Here is a 16,814-nt window from a genome sequence, read left to right on the forward strand (position 1 = left end):
GCCAAGGAGACCGGCGCCGACATCCTCGATGCCAAACTGCAGACGTACTCGATTTTGGCGCAGGGTGCGCACGTGTCGTCCTGGTACAAACCCGGAGGCCCCAAGTCCCTCGACAAGGTCGTCAAGGCCTACATCACGATGGCGTTGCGGCAGCTCGGTGTCGCAAACGCCGGCTGACCTGCCCCTCTCTCCCCGTTCGGCCCGCACCTATGGCACCCAATCCGGGGTGCGGGATGGCAACTCTGGTGACACCACTCAACGAATCCCCGGAGGCGATGGTCTCCGGGGATCGACTGTGCGCTGCGCAATGCATCCCTGCGATATCGCCCAATGTTTGGGTAATGTCTTGGCGGAAAATGCTTCCCGCCTCGGATCGATGACTCAGCGAAGGTCTTGTGCCGCGGCGCTGCACGCTGGGAGGGACCCTCATTCTCACTCGACGCACCTGGTCGACATTTGCAGCCGTGCATATCACACCCCAATTAAACAAACGCACGTACGTTTGTTGGTCCACTACTCCGCCGACATCGGCAGGGACGTACATCGAGAGATTGGGAAACTCAATGAGCCGTTTGGAGGGCAAGGTCGCCCTGATCACCGGGGCCGCACGTGGCCAGGGGCGGTCGCACGCACTGGGACTGGCCAGGGAAGGCGCTGACATCATCGCAATCGACATCGCAGACCAGATCGATAGTGTTCCGTACCCGATGGCCTCGCTCGATGACCTGAAGGAAACGGCGCGGCTGGTCGAGGAGCTGGGCCGCCGAGTGGTCATCGCCCAGGGCGAGGTGCGTAACGTGCAGCAGCCGGACGTGCACGGGAATGGTGATGCCCATCGCACGCCGGCTGACGATCCGTCAGGTGCTCGCCGTGCGTCCGTCCGAAGATCCGCCGGCCCGCAGTAGTCGACGTCCTCGGGGCGCTCCCCACCGGCCCCAAGCGGTAGTCGTCCGCCGACGTCGGTGGAGGTGTCCCGACGTCGCGGCCAGCGCCCTGGGGTATGGAATCCGTGGAAACCGCAGTCGTGGTTCGCGGTCCGCCGTCGTTGACCGCTGTCGCGTTGAAAAAAGAGATCCCGGACCGTCACTGACGGTCCGGGATCGAAGGGGCAGGCGGAAGGTGCGCCGTCAGAGAGACATTCCGCCGACGATGGGCAGAACCACGCCGGTGGTCCAGTCGTCTTCGAGCGCGAAGCGGGCGATCCACCTGGCGGCGTCGACGGGGTCGCCGCCACGGCGCAGCGGGATCATGGCCGCGCGCTCACGCAGTAGTTTCGACTTTTGCTCGGTGCTCATCCCCGCCGTCCGGTAGATCGCGGTGGGGGTCGAGGAGGGACGACGGAATTGACCCGGACACCGCGCCACAGCCGCCTTGGAGGCCGCGTAAGGCAGAAATGCTGACCCAGGGCTCCTGATACACCATTTGCCGCCCCCGCATCCGCGCAGCAGGCACAAACCGACAGTGTCCGCGTGCTGGGACGATCGTGTTGTCCAGGAGCACTTCACGCGCCGGTCTGGTTTTCCTCGAGGTGCGAGAGAAGTCCGAAATGCTGGGACATCCCGTACCTCACCTTCACGTCGATGGCGAGCTCAACTAACCGTGCGTCACTGCACACACCGAGCGGCGTGTACGACCACCGGCGGGGCCGGCTTCCCGCGCAACCCGCGCAGCCGGTCGGAAGATTTCCAGCCCGGCTCCGCCGTCTCGCGCTAGCCGACGGCGCTGTCCGACCACTCCGGGTAGTCGATGTAACCCTTGTCACCGCCCGAGTAGAAGGTGTCGAGATCGGGCATGGTCAGTTCGAGGCCATCGCGCATGCGACGCACCAAGTCCGGATTGGAGATGAAGTACCGGCCGAATGCGATCAGGTCGCCGCCGCGCGCCAACCACCGATCGGCATTCGCCTTGTCGACGAAGTCTGCACTTCCGACGATTGCAGGATTCACGATCAGTGGGCCAATCCAGATTTCCCGGATCCGATCGTTGATATCCTCCGATGCAGTCTCGAGAATGTGGAGGTACGCCAATCCCAGCGGATTCAGGGAGCTGAGAAGCGTCGCGTAGAGGCTTTCAGGATCGCTTTCGTTCATGTCGTGGAACTTTCCGCCGGGAGAGAACCTGATCCCCACCCGGTCGGCGCCGATGGCAGCGCTGACGGCGGTAGCGACCTCGACCGCGAAGCGTGCCCGGTTTTCGTTGGAGCCGCCGTACCGGTCCGTGCGCTGATTGCTGCTGTCCGACAGGAACTGCTGGATCAGGTAGCCGTTGGCGCCGTGGATCTCGACACCGTCGAAGCCGGCGGCGATCGCGCGCTCGGCCGACGCGACAAACACGTTGACCTGCTCCTGAATCTGCTCGACGGTCATCTCCACTGGAGTGACGAACGCCAGCCGACCACCCGAGTTGAAGATGGTGCCCTGGGCGGCGATGGGCGAGGCTCCGAGTGGCTGCATTCCGTTGATCTCCGGGTGCCCCACGCGTCCACCGTGCATGAGCTGGGCGAAGATCCGACCGCCGGCATCGTGAACAGCCTGCGTGATCGGGCGCCAGGCTGCCTCCTGCTCGTCGTTGTAGAGACCGGGAATGTTCGGCTCGGACTGTCCCTGCTTCGACGGCGAGATGCCCTCGCTCACGATGAGCCCCGCGCTGGCGCGTTGCGCGTAGTAGAGCGCGGCACTCCCGGATGGCAGTCCCGTCTCGGAGGCGCGAACCCGCGTCATGGGTGCCATGACTACTCGATTCGTCAGCTCGAGTGAACCCAATTTGTATGTCTCGAACAACATGACCTGAGGTCTCCTTACTGTGGGGATGTTTGTCCGCCGGGTCGTTGCCCGGCTCGCATCGGCACCGCGCGAAGCCCGTCGGATGGCTCGTAGTCGATTGCGGTATCGGTGCTGTCTGTCTCGCATTGAATCGGTGCTGCACTCGTCGGCCGAGCCCGAGAGCTCAGCAGCCACATCGGCGCCACGAGCTCCGGCGTTGTGCTTGTCGTGGCCTCTTCGAGTTCTTGTAGGACGAATCGATGAGCGCCGCTGGTGCTCACGTGAGGTTGATGTCTCGATTGAATTCTTCTGCTGACACCGAGGGCGATCGATCTCTGATCGAAGTCCCCCTCCAAAGCAACAAACGTACGTACGTTCATAAGTATTAGTGTGAGGTTGCCATGTGTCAACCCTCACAGGGCAGCGCACGGTCGACCCGTGTCAAAGGCTGTGGCGACAAGGTGCGATCCGGCTGCCTCGGGAAGTTCCGCGTGGTGCGCCGGTGCGATCGGCCGACTGTGGGGAATCGGCAGTGCTGTGAGTGGAAAGGGTCTGCGGGCGGGCGGGCGGGCCGTCGTCGGCAGTTCGTTCTTGGCGCCAAGGCTCTTGCGCCACCGCAAACCGTGATATACGCTCCATGCGACAAACGAGCGTTTGTAGGCGCGTCGACACGTTCCTTACACGTACCAGTCGTCCTGACGCATCGTTCGCATCGTCGAACGCCTGGGTCGTGGTCAATGGCGCTGGATTCTTGAGACCCGCATTGTTCGAGGACCTTACGGTGGCAAACATCGAGGGAATCAGCGACGTGCACCTCCAAGCCGCGTTCTTTGTGACGCAGCCGGCTTGGCGGGTGGTGAAGCGCAACGGCTATGCAAGGGTGATCTTGACTAGGGTCGAGCGTGGGCATGCTCGGGCAGGGCGCCAACAGCAATTATTGTGCGGCCAAGGGCGGAATCTTCGGGCTGACTCGCGCACTTGCGCTGGAAGGAACGTACCGCGGCATTGAAGTCTATCTCGTATTTCCTTATGCTCCAACGATAACCGTTACGGATAGCCCCATCCGGTATCAACGCGCAGCGGGATCGGTTCGGCTGCACCTATGACGGCAGACTCGCGGAGCGACGGACGGCGGAGTCTTTGGCACCGTTGGTCACCTACCTGGGCAGCCGGCAGTGCGCCTTGACGGTGAAATCTTCTCTGCGTGTGCCGGGGGAGGGTACACCGGGGTCGTCGTGGGAATCGACGGGGTGGATGGCACGCGATGTCGAATGTGATTCCCCAGTATGATCTCCGAGCATTTTGCCGAGATCAGAAGTACTGAATCATTCAGCGAACCCGCGAGCATGTTTGCCGAGTTCGCAGCGGTCTCTCGCGCACTGTAGGTCAACATTCAGAACCAGGCGGCTCGATACCCGCAGCAAACGTCGAGCGTGAGCCGGCCTCGCCCTTCGCAGTCGGCAGCAGCTTCACCACACTCACCGTGGCTGCGTCGCTGCACTGATTCATTTTCACGCGGCGCGACCTGTAGCGGCTCAGAGGATTGAGTGCTGGTTGCAGACAGAACGATGACAAGTCACACCCACCCGCTCCGAATCCGGCTCGAATCCCACGTCAATAGGTATCCGGCAACACCCTCGAGTTGCTCGCGCAGCGCGGAGTTCGACAGTCGGAACTGCCGTAGTTCACGGATCCCGGACTCACGGGCGACTCGGTTTGATCGATCGTCACAGCGCTGCTGGGGCGTCGCGGCCTGGTTGGGCTCAGTGGCGAACTACCGGGTGTCGTCGCACTGGAGCGACCCTGTCGTTCCTGACGGTAGCTCTCCGTCGAGCACATGATTGAGGTGCCCTCGTCGGCCATATCACTTGTAGCCTGGCCGCTAAGGCCGCTCACGAGGGCCGTCCACCGAGGCATAGTTCGGGGCTGGTCCCAGAGTTCAACACAAGGTCGGTGGCCAACACCGCTCCGCGACTGCACTCGACTGGACGAGCAATTACTCTTCGGAGGCGCGCCTCTGTGCGCGTGAGATCGGTGTTCGTTCTGGCAGCGAGAGGTATCTGGACGCATCACCACTATCGATCTTTACGTTGACGACCAGTGCTGACTGACGGTTGCGACGGAGAATTAGCCGCGCATGTCTACCCGCCGGCGTAGTGCTGCCCCGCCGACTATCTTGGCATTCTGAAGCAATGATCGGATGCGGCGTCGGGCGCGTTCAGCCGTTCCAACCGAAACACCTCCCACTATTGCACCCGACGGTCCGCCCGAAGCCGCTGTTCTGGGGAGAAATGACACAGATGCAAGCGACTGCGCTGCAGAGGATGATGCCTGATGCGTTCTTGATTGCGTCGAACCGTGCGCGCGGTCCGTTCGGTTTGACGCTGCCCAGTCTGCGAGATTTGTTGGTGTTCTATGCAATCTAGTCTCCGTGGTGCTGTGCCCCATTTATTGCCGCACGTGGGAGCTCGGTGTGCTCTAGTTGTAGCTTGGAATGCTTGTTTCGGTGGTCGACGAATCGCTTTTCGGAGGGGGATAGGAAGCCCGGGCCTGAAGCTTCGACGATCCGCGCAAGCTTCCAGTAGAAGCGCGATGGAGTCATGCCAAATTTCACCAGGATGTCTTCACTTCTTGGCCCGCCGTAAGGTATCCATAGGCGAGCGAAGTCGACGATGTCCTTGTCTTCCAAATTCATTTGGTCCTCACAATCGTGGTGTCAATCGGCGTTAGCGTCAAGGCTTCGAAGGCTGAAGGCGGTGGGTTCGTTCTTATCCACCCTGAGTCTTCGGCTGCAATCTCTACAATCGACCTGCCTTGTTGTGTCGAGTGGTGGGATCGCTGGATTGACTTCGTTAGGATCCTGGCGTTTCTTCCGCAGCGGTCGGTGCATTGATTGCGTTGAAGAACTGAATGCCGCTTGCGATCGCGACGGGACCGCCGATAAGGATCGTTCCGACGACTGCACCGATCGCGCCTCCGGCCGCGCCAGTGACCAGACAGCCACCGAGGAACCCGGGGACCGCGAGTGTGCCGATCGTCGGAATACCGACCGCGGACCCAATCAGGGCACCTCCTGCAATACAGCCGATTCCCGCGCCGATCGCGGTGCCGATGAGACTCCCGAGCCCCATTCCGAGCGCGACTTCAGTGCCGAAATTGATCACAGCCCCGCTGAACTCCAAGGATTGGACGTCGATAGCGACCTGGCTCAGCTGAAGCTCCGGGTACCTCGATATTGTTGCGGAGCTAGGGTCTGTCGCGGGTGTCAGCGTTGCCGAGTTGCCGTCGATCAGTGCGGCAATGGGCCAGTCCCGTCCATCGCGCTGGTAGGTCAGAGGGAAGCCGGCAACAAGGTTCCCGGACGGGTCCAGGACCTGGAACTGATCTCCCTGCGTCGTCAGTGTTCCGACGTCGGTGGTCAGTACAATAGATCGATCCACAACACTGGCCGAATAGTGGATACCCGGCAAGACTTCAGTACTGCGGGTCGCACTGCTAGGTGCGTCGACCCGGACGGGAGTCGCAACTGCTGGCCCGCTCGTGATCGCACAGGTGGCAACGAGCAGTGCCGATGTCGCGGCAAGTTGTCTGATTCTCATGGGTCGATCTCCCTCATTGGAGTGCGTGGTGCTCTGTGTGCTTGGGATCACTTCTCCGCGATTGAGCCAAGATCCGCACCAAGGGTCGTGTAATCGACATCCACGTTGCCGCGATGAAGTTCGCATTGCCACTGCTGCGTGAGTTGGTGCTTCACGGTGCCTACAAGCCCTCACAGACGGTCCGACGGCGCGAATTATTCACCGTGGCCCGTGGCCCTATAGCTCGGACGCGGGAGTTGATACGTGAACCTGCTGTCGCGGCATGAGGGAATGAAGCCTGTGAGATAGGTCGTTCAGAAGTGCACTAATGACTCTCCACCCACTGGTGGTCTGCCCATCGCACCCCGTGCCGTCGGGGGGCATACCTCGAAGCAGACGAGGTATGCCGCTGACGGCACGGGGTGCGATGGGCAGATCTACACCGTGTTGTCTGCCCGTTCATAGTTCGGCGCCGGCTTTTCATTGGTCTCTCTAGCAGGTGCCGAGATCGGGAAGACAGGCGTTCCCTCGTCATGCCATAGTGGCTTACGGTCAACGTGAAGTTGGAAGACCTCCGGTCGAGAGTAGTGGCCACCGGAGTCAACCGAAACCTTGAGTAGATCGATATCAGCGAGATCGATCTCTGCCACAAGCAGTTTGTCTTCAACGCCCTTGTAGGGTCCCGCCACGTAGGAACTAAAAGGCGAGACGATCAGCGATTGGCCGCCTCCGAGAGCGAGACTCTTCTGCGGTCCAAGGTTGGTTTCGAGCCATTCCAGACAAGTCTCGTCGACGGAATTGCCCGCGCTGATCACAAAGCTCTGTGTGCTGACGGCGTGGGCCCTGACCATCACGTCGATTTGCATATCAACGAGCGATTCGGGCGCGGCGTTGTCATCGCCTTCCCATGCCGCGTTTCCCAGCGAGGCCAGACCAGGCCAAGAGGCGGCGTGGATCTGCTCACCCTGCGTTGCGAGCGACTGACGTGCAGGACTCATCGTGTGTTCCCAGCAGATAAGACCGCCGATGCGTCCGAGATTGGAGTCGTAGACGTTTAGCGTCGCGCCACCGCCCTGTCCCCAGATTGTTCGTTCGCCAAAGGTAGGCTGCAACTTGCGATGTACTCCGAGCAGGGTTCCATCATTGTCGATGAATACCTGGCTATTGAAGAGGGTGTGCGTGCCTCGCAGCCGTTCACAGATACCGAGAACTACAGAGGTACCGGCTTTAGCTGCTGCAATCTGAACACGCTGAATCTCAGGGCCGGGAACTTCGATGGCAGCTTTCGCGTAGAGTGCGTCTGCTCCCATCTGTTCGATAAGTGGGTAGAGATTGATCCAGTACGGATACCCGGGAACGAAGGTTTCTGGGAACACGAGCAGTTCGACGTTCTGGTCAGCAGCTTCACCGATCAACGCCACAACCTTATCGATGGTCGCTTCGGTGTTCATAAAGACCGGAGCGGCGTGGACCGCCGCCACGATCCGCTTTGTTGAAACCGCAACTGGCACAGTAGTTTCCTTCCACTCAGGTAACAATTGCCCACAAGATTTGTCGCGCTGGACTGGAGATGCCCCGGAGGGGCACTATCGGCTGTGAAGCGAACGAGCGCCAACCAGGCCCGGAGCTCTCGATCTGAGTGCAATGCGTACATTCGAACGCATCGCAAACGGTAGGAGCGACCGCCAAAGGTGTCAAGGATCCGGCGCCACTCATCGCCAAATCGAGTAAAACGCTGTGTTCCCAGGTCGGTGCCGGAATTGTTCATGACCTCATCACGTCGGCGGCAGCAAAATTTCAGCCAGTACACCGTCACTCCCGTGAGCCTTGGTGCCCATCGGTCAGGACTCGGCCTCAGCTCGTTCGAGGTGCGAGTACCCCTCCTGGCTGGCGCCAAAGTCTGGATCCGACTCGATTCACAGCCAATCGAGATAATTCGCCCACTGCCGGTGGCCTGGCTAACCGGATACCTTCATCATGTGGTGAACATTAGGTTGAGGCACCCACCAGACACTGAGAAGGTCGGAGTATTTCGGATCAACTAACCGTAACGACACCCGACAGCTCAGAATATGCAGCGCGTGAAACCATACTGGGTCGCTTGATAACGGAGTGCTACACACTCGGACGGCGTGGGGAGGCACGGTCCCGATCGGGTCCCACATCGTCGAAACCTGCCAGCCTCCAGCGTACCTGACAGACGCTCGCATGACCGGCTCCGGTCCAGCAGGCTTCGTACCCAATGTTCCATTGAATTGGCTACCCCCGTGCCGACTACTCCTGGCGGGAAAACTAGATCAGCTGCTGCATCCAGACTAGCGACATCTCGCGCACCAATCTTGAAACAAGTTGATGGGCATAGAGAGGAATGAAACTTGTGAGCAAAGAAGAGCTGTCTAAGACCCCGCAGGTAGCGGTCAGCCTGAGCGGGACGCTGGAACGTGAACATTTAAGTCTGGCCAAGGTGACGTTGCTGGGACTCGCTGGCTTACAGCTGGCACCGAGCATCTCTGTGATTGGGGCAATCTTAATTATCTACTCCGGCAACGGTGCCTGGCTGTCATTGCTGATCGCACTGACGAGTGCGCTGTGTTTGAGCGCAGCAGTCAATGTGTTCGCTCGTCGCTACGTGGTTACCGGCTCGTTGATGTCTTATGTCGGGTTTGCGCTGGGGAACCGCGCACGTCGACTCACTGCCGCCTCTTATCTGGTCGGATACGTCGTTGCCGTCGCAGCAGGTATCGCGGCCATCGTCGTGTTCACTAGTAGTTTTCTCGTGAGTGTTGGATTCGACTTCGGCGCAGGTGGTGTGGTTCAGTCGGCTACTGCAGTTGTGGTTGCTTTCGCTGCCGGCGGACTGGCCTATCGTGGGCTCGATACCTCCATCAGGGTGACTGCGTTTCTATTCCTGCTTTGCCTGCCATTCGTCGCGGTGGTCATCGTAGCGGCGGCGTGGAAGGGAGGTATCAGCCTTGTTCCCCAGTTCAGGTTGCAGGATACGACGCCTGCGGGAGTAATCGGCGGCGCTGTAGTCGCGATGTCAGCCTTTGTCGGTTTCGACGGGCTCGCGACCCTCGCGGCCGAAACCAAGGAACCCAAGCGCACTGTGCCTCGCTTGATTTTGCTGGTCCTCGGAATCGTTGGCGTGGTCTATATCGTCGCAGCGTTGGTCCAGGTCGGTCCGCTGTCCGCAGAGCTGGATCAAATAACTGCAGGAGTGTCACCAACTGCGGTCATGGCGGCGATTGGCGGAGTTTCCTTCCTGCAGAAACCGACTGACCTTCTCCTTGCCGGCGCAACCTTCGCTGGGTTGGTTGCTCTCATGAACTACGGTTCTCGCATCATCGCAACTGCAGCCGCGGACGGACTTCTCCCACGACGCGCCGCACGCATACATCCGCGGTTCCATTCCCCCACGGGCGCGACGATCATACTTACTGTCGCCGCTACAGCGGTCCTCGTGCTACTTCAAGTAGTCGCGAGCGCATCACCGCTCGAGTCATCGACATACCTGTACATCTTGTTCTCGTACTATTGGGTTCTGCCATATGTTCTGATCGCGATCGGAGCGATCGTGATACTAGTGCGAGAGGGACGCCGCAACGTGCTCGTTCCCGGCGTCATCGTTGTCGGGGCAGCGACATTCGTCGTCCTCTTCGTGTATGGCATTGCGAATAGTTCGGGCGGAGTCCTTGGCGCGCTACCGTACGTTGCGATCGGCACAACTGTCTTGTTGTTTGGCGTTCTCTCGTTTGCCGACCGCGGAAGAGCGTCGGATGAGCTGCCGGGGGACGTTGACGGCGACAGACGTTCCGAACTCTCACTCGCCGACGACTGATCGATGGCGGTCCACCGTTGGAGGCATTGCACCGCCTCGCCGTCAAGGATCATGTGCGAACTGCGGATGGCGGCGACGTCGAACACGCTGCGGAGATGACCTTTGACGGCTACGTGTCGAACCCATACATGTCAGCACGCACGACTAGTCTGGCGTGTCCATAGGTCACGACCGAATCTACCGGTGGCTGCGTGGAGATGCCTGCTTGATCGTCTCCCGGCTCATACTCGCGGATCAACCCAGCCGTGAGAGATGCGGGGTGCCGTAAGAAGTCCTCTCTTGGAGTACCTGTTCGGGGGTCCCTATTGTTCCTGTCATGCTGCTGTGGTGAGCGGTGCCCGGCAGAGTTCCTTGTTCTTCAGCATGGCGTTGAGAACGTCGCAGCGGCGTCGGGCGAGGCAGATCAGAGCCGCGTCATGTATCTTCTTCTCGTCCCGTTTTGTCGTAGTAGGCGCGACTGGTGGGGTCGTGGAGGGCGGCGAAGGCGGACAGGAACGGGGCACGTCCCAAGTTTCTTGTTCCCGGATCGGGCCGGGTGCTCACCACGGATCGAAGAGCCCGATTTGGGGGTGACCGGTGCGATGCCGGCGTAGGCCGCCAGATGAGCGGCGGAGCCGTCGCCGACCTCGATCAGGATCCGAGCTGCTGCCGAAGACGCCGATGCCGGCCGTCGAGGTCAGGACTGGGGAAAGAGGGTGGTCATCGAGCGCCCTCTCCACGTCCTCGGCGACCGCTTTCCGTTGCTGAAGAGTCTCTTTCAGGGTGTCGGCGAGTTTGGGGAGGATGGTCTCGGCGGCCTGGGTACCGGGCACAACCACGGTCTGCTCGTCGAGGGCGGCACGGATGTCGGAGGCCAGTCGGGTGCCCATGCGGGTGCGTGCTTGACTGCCATCGCGGTGAGTTTGCGCTTGCCGGCGGAACTCTCTATTCAGCCGATCCTGTGGATCGTTGCTCCAGATCTGCCGCCAGATCTGTTTCGAAAGCCCAGTGAAGGCGAGGAGATCGGCCCGCGCAGCGTCGGAGTAATCGGAAACCTTCGGTAGCTTGCTCCAGCAATGCACCGATTTCTCGATCATATTGGGCATGAACCGAATCAGCGTCCGGCTGGTCGGCAGCAGGGTCCTGGCCTGCCCCTGCGAGCGGGTGGTACCCCCAGGCCACGAACTCTTCGGGGTCCGGGCCATCAGGTTGGTGGCGTGCTGGGGTACGGCACCGCTGCCAGGTCGCCCCGGGCGGGTGGCACCGACCTCCGACGCGAGGCCAACGTGCGCGTCGGAGGTCACCAACCGCACTCCGGACAGACCGCGGGCGACCAGCGACCGGAAGAACGCCAGCCAGTCGGCGCCGTCCTTCGGACGAGGCCACGTCCAGGCCCAGTACCTCCGGGTAGCCCTCGGCGTTCACGCCGACCGCGACCAACGCGTGCACGTTCACCACCCAGCAGTTCTCCCCGACCTTGAGGAAGAGGGTGTCGGCGGCGAAGAACGTGTACGGTCCCGCATCCAATGGTCGGCTCCGGAACGCCTCCACCTGGGAGTCGAGGTCCTTGGCTATCGCTCTGACCTGTGACTTCGACAGGGAGGTGATGCCGAGCGAGTCGACGAGCTTCTCCGTCTGCCGCGTCGAGAAGTCGAGCAGATAGCAGGTGGCGGCCACCGAGGTCGGGGCTCGTTCGGCGCGCTTGCTGCGCTGCAGCGACCAACCCGGAAAGTACGAACCCGACCGGAGCCTCTTCGATTGCGATGTCGAGAGTGCCGGGGGGCGAAGTCCCGGTGGCGGTGCCCGTACTCGCTCGCTAGGACCGAGTTTCATCAGACAGGTGAATGGGGTAGTACCCAGACTGATTCGTTGCTCCCGTGCGGAGTACGAGTAGTGACCACTCTTACGCAATTTGATGGTAAGTCAGTGCAATCGTTGACAGGTACCTGAGCTAACCCATAGCGTCGTCGATGCGTTCAGATGTACGCATAGAGAGGGATTGGATGAATATGCCACAGACTTACCGCACGCCCACGGCGTCTGAGATTGACCTCTCGGATCCACAGCTGTGGCAGAGCCCCCGCGCTACTCAGCACGAAGTCTTTGCCGTGTTGAGGAACGAACTACCGATCTCAAGGCACAAGCCACCAACGCCGTGGGCGCCTGCCGAGTACCCTCCCGGCCCCTACTGGGCGGTTACTCGCCATGAGGACATTCAGGCGATCACCAGTGATGTGGCGACGTTCAGCAACGAGCGTGGCACCGCGTTCGCGATGGACGGCGTACCGTTGATCAACAACCAGCTCCAAGATGGATTCCTAGCGAGTGACCCTCCGCGTCATTCCAAGATGCGCCGGATAGTGTCGAAGGCCTTCACTCCCAAGGTCATGAAGAACATCGAGGGTTGGATCGAGGAGCAGGCTCGCGGTGTCGTCAGTGCTGTAGCCGATCGAGGAGAGTGCGACTTCCATCATGAGATCAGCGCACCCTTCTCTTTTGGAGTCATCTGCGACATGGTCGGGGCGCCAGTAGCGGACCGTGCGTGGATCGCCAGAACCGGCAATCTTATGGGTTTCAGCGGCGATATCGAGTATCAACCGTCCACCTACGTAACGGAACTGGTTGAGAGTGTCGTGACCCTGTCTGCCTTTGGCGCCGACCTCTCGCGCTCGCGGCGGAAGTCAGGCGGCGGCGACGACTTGCTGGGGTCTCTGATCGAGGCAGAAGTCGATGGTGAACGTCTGTCGGACGAAGAGATCGGTTCCCTCTTTTATCTGCTGCTTTCTGCGGGAACGGAGACTACAGCTGCGACAGCAGCGCATGGTATGCATGCGCTGACTACCTTTCCCGACGAGCGCCGGCGCTGGCAGTCCAACTTTGAGGGCCTCTCACGCACCGCCGTTGAGGAGATCCTTCGGTGGGGCTCCGCAGTACAGGCGTTTCGGCGTACTGCCGTCACCGACACGACAATCGGTGGGCAAGAGATCGCGGCTGGCGACACGGTTTGTCTGTTCTTCGTCTCGTCCAACTTCGACGAGACCGTGTTCGACGATCCGCTACGATTCGACCTGGGACGGAAGGACAATCCGCATCACACCTTTGGGGCGCGGGGGATCCACTACTGTCTGGGAAATGTGCTGTCCCGCACCGAGTTGAAGATCTTGTACCGCGAGTTGTTCCAACAGCTACCTGATCTTCGGATGACCGGGGATCCTGTGCTTCTGGATTCTCCAGTGTTTGCTACGTTCCGCTCGGCGCCCTGCGCGTTCACCCCCGTCAAGGCAGGGGCGAAATGAACGAACGGACAGATCTCGTAGGGATCGCAATCGACGGCAACAGGTGCGTTGGGATGGGCATCTGCGAGATGCTAGCACCCGACGCTGCCGTCATCGAGGATGATGGAATCGCCTACCCCACTGGCTCGGAAGTTCAGTCTTCGCTCGCGAAAGACATGCGTGACAACTGTCCGAGTGGCGCCATCTCCATCCTATCGGACTAGTCGTGATGGTTTCGGTCCTGCACACGGTGCGCTGGGGAGTTTACGCAATCTGCGGGCGGGGTGGCTTCGCGTTTGAATTCAGGGACAAGTGAGTAGAGAATGGCCTATGTAATAACACAAGCATGCTGCAATGATGCGTCTTGCGTCAGCGTGTGCCCAGTAAACTGTATTCACCCCACCCCCGATGAGGCTCCGTTCATGCGAACGGAGATGCTGTATATCGATCCAGAAGCCTGCATCGACTGCTCCCAATGCGTCTACGCGTGCCCGGTTGACGCGATCCGATCAGAAGACGACCTCGACGATGAGACGATGCCGTACTTGGAAATCAATGCGGCATACTACGAGAAGCATCCCATCGAACTTGGCACTCCTCTGAAGCGTCCCGCGAAGAAGAACTTCGACTATACGACCTTGCGTGTCGCCATCGTCGGGTCTGGCCCTGCCGCAAGCTATGCCGCGATAGAACTTTTGGGCCACCGCGGAGTCCAGGTCAACATGTTCGAGCGTCTCTTGACCCCCTACGGTCTTGTCAGGTTTGGCGTTGCCCCCGATCATCCCGGCACGAAAGCAGTGACCGAGGTGTTTCAGTTGTTGGGGGATGAGCCTGGATTTCGCTTGAATCTTGGCATCGAGGTTGGCAAGCACCTGACCCACGACGAACTACTTGCACATCATCACGCAGTAATTTATGCAGTTGGAGCGCCTGGGGATAGGCGCCTTGGGGTCGAGGGGGAAGATCTTCCTGGATCCCACGCTGCGACGGAATTTGTTGCTTGGTACAACGGTCACCCCGACTTCGCAGATCGCCGGTTCGACCTGTCACACGAACGAGCGGTTATCGTCGGGAATGGAAACGTCGCGCTCGACGTCGCCCGTATCTTGGTGACCGATCCAGACGAACTCCATCGGACCGACATGGCAGATCATGCAGTCGAGGCCCTGCGAAAGAGCAAGGTTCGCGAAGTGGTCGTGTTGGGACGACGCGGTCCGGCGCAAGCTGCATATACTAACCCTGAGTTCATCGCGCTCACGAATCTTGATGGCGTCGATATTGTTATCGATCCAGCAGATGCGGAACTCGATGAGCACAGTAGAGCACTAATCGACTCTGATGCTATCGAACCGTCGGTACGTATAAAGGCTGAACTTGCCGAGAGCGTCGCGGCAACTTCAACGACCGGAAAAGCTAAGCGAATTGTGTTCCGCTATATGGCATCTCCCGTCGCTGTGGTCGGAGACGAATGTGTCAACGGTCTGCGGATAGCGCGAAACACGCTCAGCGCGGGGCCGGCCGGGATGCTACTTGCCACCCCCGGCAGCGAAACCGAGATCGTCGAAACAGGTTTGGTACTGAGATCCATCGGCTACCGCGGCAATGCCACAGTGGACCTACCCTTCGACGACTCTCTCGGCATCATTCCTAATGAGGGAGGGCGTGTGGTCGACCCGGCAACTGGAGCCGCATTGAAGGGCGTGTACACCGCCGGCTGGATCAAGCGCGGCCCCTCGGGTGTGATCGGTACAAACAAAAAATGCGCGTCCGACACTGTCGCACGAATTCTGGAAGACTTCGAGAACAGCAGGCTCGACGTGCCGATCTCCAGCGCTGAGGATCTCGAGGCCATCGTTACCACACGGAATCCGGACGTTCTCAACTTTGCGGGATGGACCAAGATTGACGTGGCCGAGAAGGCGAACGGTGAGCTGAGAGGCCGTCCACGCCTCAAGTTCACTGACATCGAGAGCATGCTGGCGGCCGCTCGTGCGAACGCGTCTGACTGAGCCGGTCCGGAACGACCACTTCACGCCAAGATTCAGAGCGCCAACCGTCGCCGATCGTACCTACCTCGTGAGCATGCCACCGCATTGCCGGACTCAACGGGGTTCATCGCGACAAGGACGAGTGCGTTGTCTCACGGAGACGACCTCACTGAGAAGAGGAACCGGCGAAGCTGAGAGGGCTTCGCTTGTGACGAAGGCGATCAGAAGATAGTGATCACCTTCGTCACCTGAAGGGACGCCGCAATCACTGTGAATCCTGGTGCTGCAGAAACGCACACCCGCACTGCGATATCCACAGCCTGTTCCACGCCAACAGCACAACGCACAGAATCATCTGGCGACCTCTGTGTTTGCGGTGCGCCCGAGCCTGCATCGAAGGTGGAGAGACACATTCACATGCTCGCGACATATCAGACAGGCGCGGACTCGACCCGAAACGACTGTTCGGCTCCAACTGCAGACTGCAGGAGCCTCTGAGGTTGGCTGTTCCTATACCACTCAATCAGCTCGCGAGTAGAGACTTCTCCTAGCAGAACTCACGGTTTGGCACGACAGCGCCACCTTCACCGGCAAAGCTTGAGTCATGCCGAGTTCAGGCCCCCTGATCGAAGGAGCTAATTTCCCCGATCGCCCTCGAAGGAAGTCTTAGTGTTCGTACAAGGCGATCAGTTGGCCGAGCGTCGAAGGTGTCAGTTCGTGTGCCAGCCCGGCGTATCAGATCTCATGTATCTACGACGAGGATTCTGGGTGATCGTTCCGAATCTTCCCGCACAAGGCATAGTGCGATTACCGCGCTGGGGGAGTAGAATTCATCCGTGCCAGAGGTTGTGTTTATCCGACCGAAGGCACCTCCGACCGGCGAATCCCCGTCACCCTCACGACTTTCTGATCGGGTGAGCCAACAGGAAGTGGGAGGAGCCCCACCAGATAGCACCGCGGCACGATTGGCGGCGTGCTGCGTGAAGGCCAGGTTCAAAGAGTGGACGTGGATCTAGAATGCATCTGAGGGGCGGCGTGGCGCCGGTCAGTGGCGGCGGTCAGGACTGTGCATCCTGGCCGCCGCACCCAGATCCTGATCGAAACTGGATGCGAAGGGAATTCGCGCTAAGTAGCGCTCGCTGATCTTGGTCTGAGGGGCCTGTCCAGAAGGTCAGTCACAACCGCATGGGGCGAGAGGGTGGGGAACGCGGACCTCCACTGCGACACGGGTCCGTACTCGTGGAACTCGTCGACCCACCAGCCGGACGGCTGTTCGCTCCCCGGAGAGGTCACATACTGCCCGTGCGGTCGTCTCGACAGCAGTACTTCGTCTTATGGCACAACCATGGACAGCGCGAACTCGTATCGCGTGGGATTGAGATGGAGACAACTTA

General features: G+C 60.2%; 11 protein-coding genes and 4 pseudogenes. 7 read left to right on the forward strand and 8 right to left on the reverse strand.

Annotated features, from left to right (window positions below; all coding sequences use genetic code 11):
- Nucleotides 1–21 precede the first annotated feature (21 nt).
- Both ACFWAY_RS21875 and ACFWAY_RS21880 read left to right on the forward strand, forming a co-directional pair.
- On the forward strand, nucleotides 22–177 hold the full coding sequence (locus tag ACFWAY_RS21875) for a hypothetical protein (RefSeq protein ID WP_378512176.1): 156 nt from the start codon (nucleotides 22–24) through the stop codon (nucleotides 175–177).
- Nucleotides 178–563: 386 nt separating this feature from the next.
- Nucleotides 564–806: pseudogene (locus ACFWAY_RS21880) on the forward strand (SDR family mycofactocin-dependent oxidoreductase); the annotation flags it as partial.
- 321 nt (nucleotides 807–1,127) lie between these two features.
- Here the strand turns inward: ACFWAY_RS21880 and ACFWAY_RS21885 are convergent.
- Complete coding sequence (locus ACFWAY_RS21885) at nucleotides 1,128–1,295, reverse strand: hypothetical protein (RefSeq protein WP_378512098.1); 168 nt, start codon at nucleotides 1,293–1,295, stop codon at nucleotides 1,128–1,130.
- 414 nt (nucleotides 1,296–1,709) lie between these two features.
- On the reverse strand, nucleotides 1,710–2,783 hold the full coding sequence (locus ACFWAY_RS21890) for an alkene reductase (RefSeq protein WP_378512099.1): 1,074 nt from the start codon (nucleotides 2,781–2,783) through the stop codon (nucleotides 1,710–1,712).
- Nucleotides 2,784–3,664: 881 nt separating this feature from the next.
- Here ACFWAY_RS21890 and ACFWAY_RS21895 point away from each other — a divergent pair.
- Nucleotides 3,665–3,868 (forward strand): SDR family NAD(P)-dependent oxidoreductase, encoded by a 204-nt coding sequence (locus ACFWAY_RS21895; RefSeq protein WP_378512100.1) that lies wholly within the window; start codon nucleotides 3,665–3,667, stop codon nucleotides 3,866–3,868.
- Nucleotides 3,869–5,184: 1,316 nt separating this feature from the next.
- On the opposite strand, the gene ACFWAY_RS21900 is transcribed toward ACFWAY_RS21895, so the two are convergent.
- The 3 genes from ACFWAY_RS21900 to ACFWAY_RS21910 all read right to left on the reverse strand — a co-directional run bounded on the left by ACFWAY_RS21900 (nucleotide 5,185) and on the right by ACFWAY_RS21910 (nucleotide 7,851).
- Nucleotides 5,185–5,457, reverse strand: coding sequence for a DUF3263 domain-containing protein (locus tag ACFWAY_RS21900; RefSeq protein WP_378512101.1), 273 nt, complete (start codon nucleotides 5,455–5,457; stop codon nucleotides 5,185–5,187).
- Between the two features lie 157 nt (nucleotides 5,458–5,614).
- The gene (locus tag ACFWAY_RS21905; protein WP_378512102.1) at nucleotides 5,615–6,202 is read right to left on the reverse strand and encodes a hypothetical protein; all 588 of its coding nucleotides are present in this window, start codon (nucleotides 6,200–6,202) and stop codon (nucleotides 5,615–5,617) included.
- A 575-nt stretch (nucleotides 6,203–6,777) separates the two neighbouring features.
- Entirely contained in the window at nucleotides 6,778–7,851 is a 1,074-nt protein-coding gene (locus ACFWAY_RS21910) for a carbon-nitrogen hydrolase family protein (protein WP_378512103.1), read from the reverse strand.
- An 857-nt stretch (nucleotides 7,852–8,708) separates the two neighbouring features.
- Here ACFWAY_RS21910 and ACFWAY_RS21915 point away from each other — a divergent pair.
- Nucleotides 8,709–10,178 (forward strand): APC family permease, encoded by a 1,470-nt coding sequence (locus tag ACFWAY_RS21915; protein ID WP_378512104.1) that lies wholly within the window; start codon nucleotides 8,709–8,711, stop codon nucleotides 10,176–10,178.
- Nucleotides 10,179–10,492: 314 nt separating this feature from the next.
- On the opposite strand, the pseudogene ACFWAY_RS21920 reads toward ACFWAY_RS21915, so the two are convergent.
- The 3 pseudogenes from ACFWAY_RS21920 to ACFWAY_RS21930 all read right to left on the reverse strand — a co-directional run.
- Nucleotides 10,493–11,094: pseudogene (locus tag ACFWAY_RS21920) on the reverse strand (transposase); the annotation flags it as partial.
- A 40-nt stretch (nucleotides 11,095–11,134) separates the two neighbouring features.
- Nucleotides 11,135–11,470, reverse strand: a pseudogene (locus ACFWAY_RS21925) (transposase); the annotation flags it as partial.
- A 91-nt stretch (nucleotides 11,471–11,561) separates the two neighbouring features.
- Nucleotides 11,562–11,990: pseudogene (locus ACFWAY_RS21930) on the reverse strand (transposase); the annotation flags it as partial.
- A 170-nt stretch (nucleotides 11,991–12,160) separates the two neighbouring features.
- On the opposite strand from ACFWAY_RS21930, the gene ACFWAY_RS21935 reads away from it, so the two are divergent.
- From ACFWAY_RS21935 to ACFWAY_RS21945, 3 genes are all read left to right on the forward strand, one after another.
- The gene (locus ACFWAY_RS21935; RefSeq protein WP_378512105.1) at nucleotides 12,161–13,453 is read left to right on the forward strand and encodes a cytochrome P450; all 1,293 of its coding nucleotides are present in this window, start codon (nucleotides 12,161–12,163) and stop codon (nucleotides 13,451–13,453) included.
- On the forward strand, nucleotides 13,450–13,656 hold the full coding sequence (locus ACFWAY_RS21940; RefSeq protein WP_378512106.1) for a ferredoxin: 207 nt from the start codon (nucleotides 13,450–13,452) through the stop codon (nucleotides 13,654–13,656). Before ACFWAY_RS21935 ends, ACFWAY_RS21940 begins: the two co-directional genes overlap by 4 nt.
- Nucleotides 13,657–13,755: 99 nt before the next feature.
- Nucleotides 13,756–15,441, forward strand: a complete 1,686-nt coding sequence (locus ACFWAY_RS21945; protein ID WP_378512107.1) for an FAD-dependent oxidoreductase — start codon at nucleotides 13,756–13,758, stop codon at nucleotides 15,439–15,441.
- Nucleotides 15,442–16,814 lie beyond the last annotated feature (1,373 nt).

The organism is Rhodococcus sp. NPDC059968, assembly GCF_042738615.1.
In the GTDB taxonomy this organism is placed as follows: Bacteria; Actinomycetota; Actinomycetes; order Mycobacteriales; family Mycobacteriaceae; genus Rhodococcus_F.

Excerpts from the sequence above, each read along its gene's own strand:
- ACFWAY_RS21935 (WP_378512105.1), top strand. The coding sequence starts at position 12,161 with ATGAATATGCCACAGACTTACCGCACGCCCACGGCGTCTGAGATTGAC.
- ACFWAY_RS21940 (WP_378512106.1), top strand. The coding sequence starts at position 13,450 with ATGAACGAACGGACAGATCTCGTAGGGATCGCAATCGACGGCAACAGG.
- ACFWAY_RS21915 (WP_378512104.1), top strand. The coding sequence starts at position 8,709 with ATGAAACTTGTGAGCAAAGAAGAGCTGTCTAAGACCCCGCAGGTAGCG.
- ACFWAY_RS21900 (WP_378512101.1), bottom strand. The coding sequence starts at position 5,457 with ATGAATTTGGAAGACAAGGACATCGTCGACTTCGCTCGCCTATGGATA.
- ACFWAY_RS21945 (WP_378512107.1), top strand. The coding sequence starts at position 13,756 with ATGGCCTATGTAATAACACAAGCATGCTGCAATGATGCGTCTTGCGTC.
- ACFWAY_RS21885 (WP_378512098.1), bottom strand. The coding sequence starts at position 1,295 with ATGAGCACCGAGCAAAAGTCGAAACTACTGCGTGAGCGCGCGGCCATG.
- ACFWAY_RS21890 (WP_378512099.1), bottom strand. The coding sequence starts at position 2,783 with ATGTTGTTCGAGACATACAAATTGGGTTCACTCGAGCTGACGAATCGA.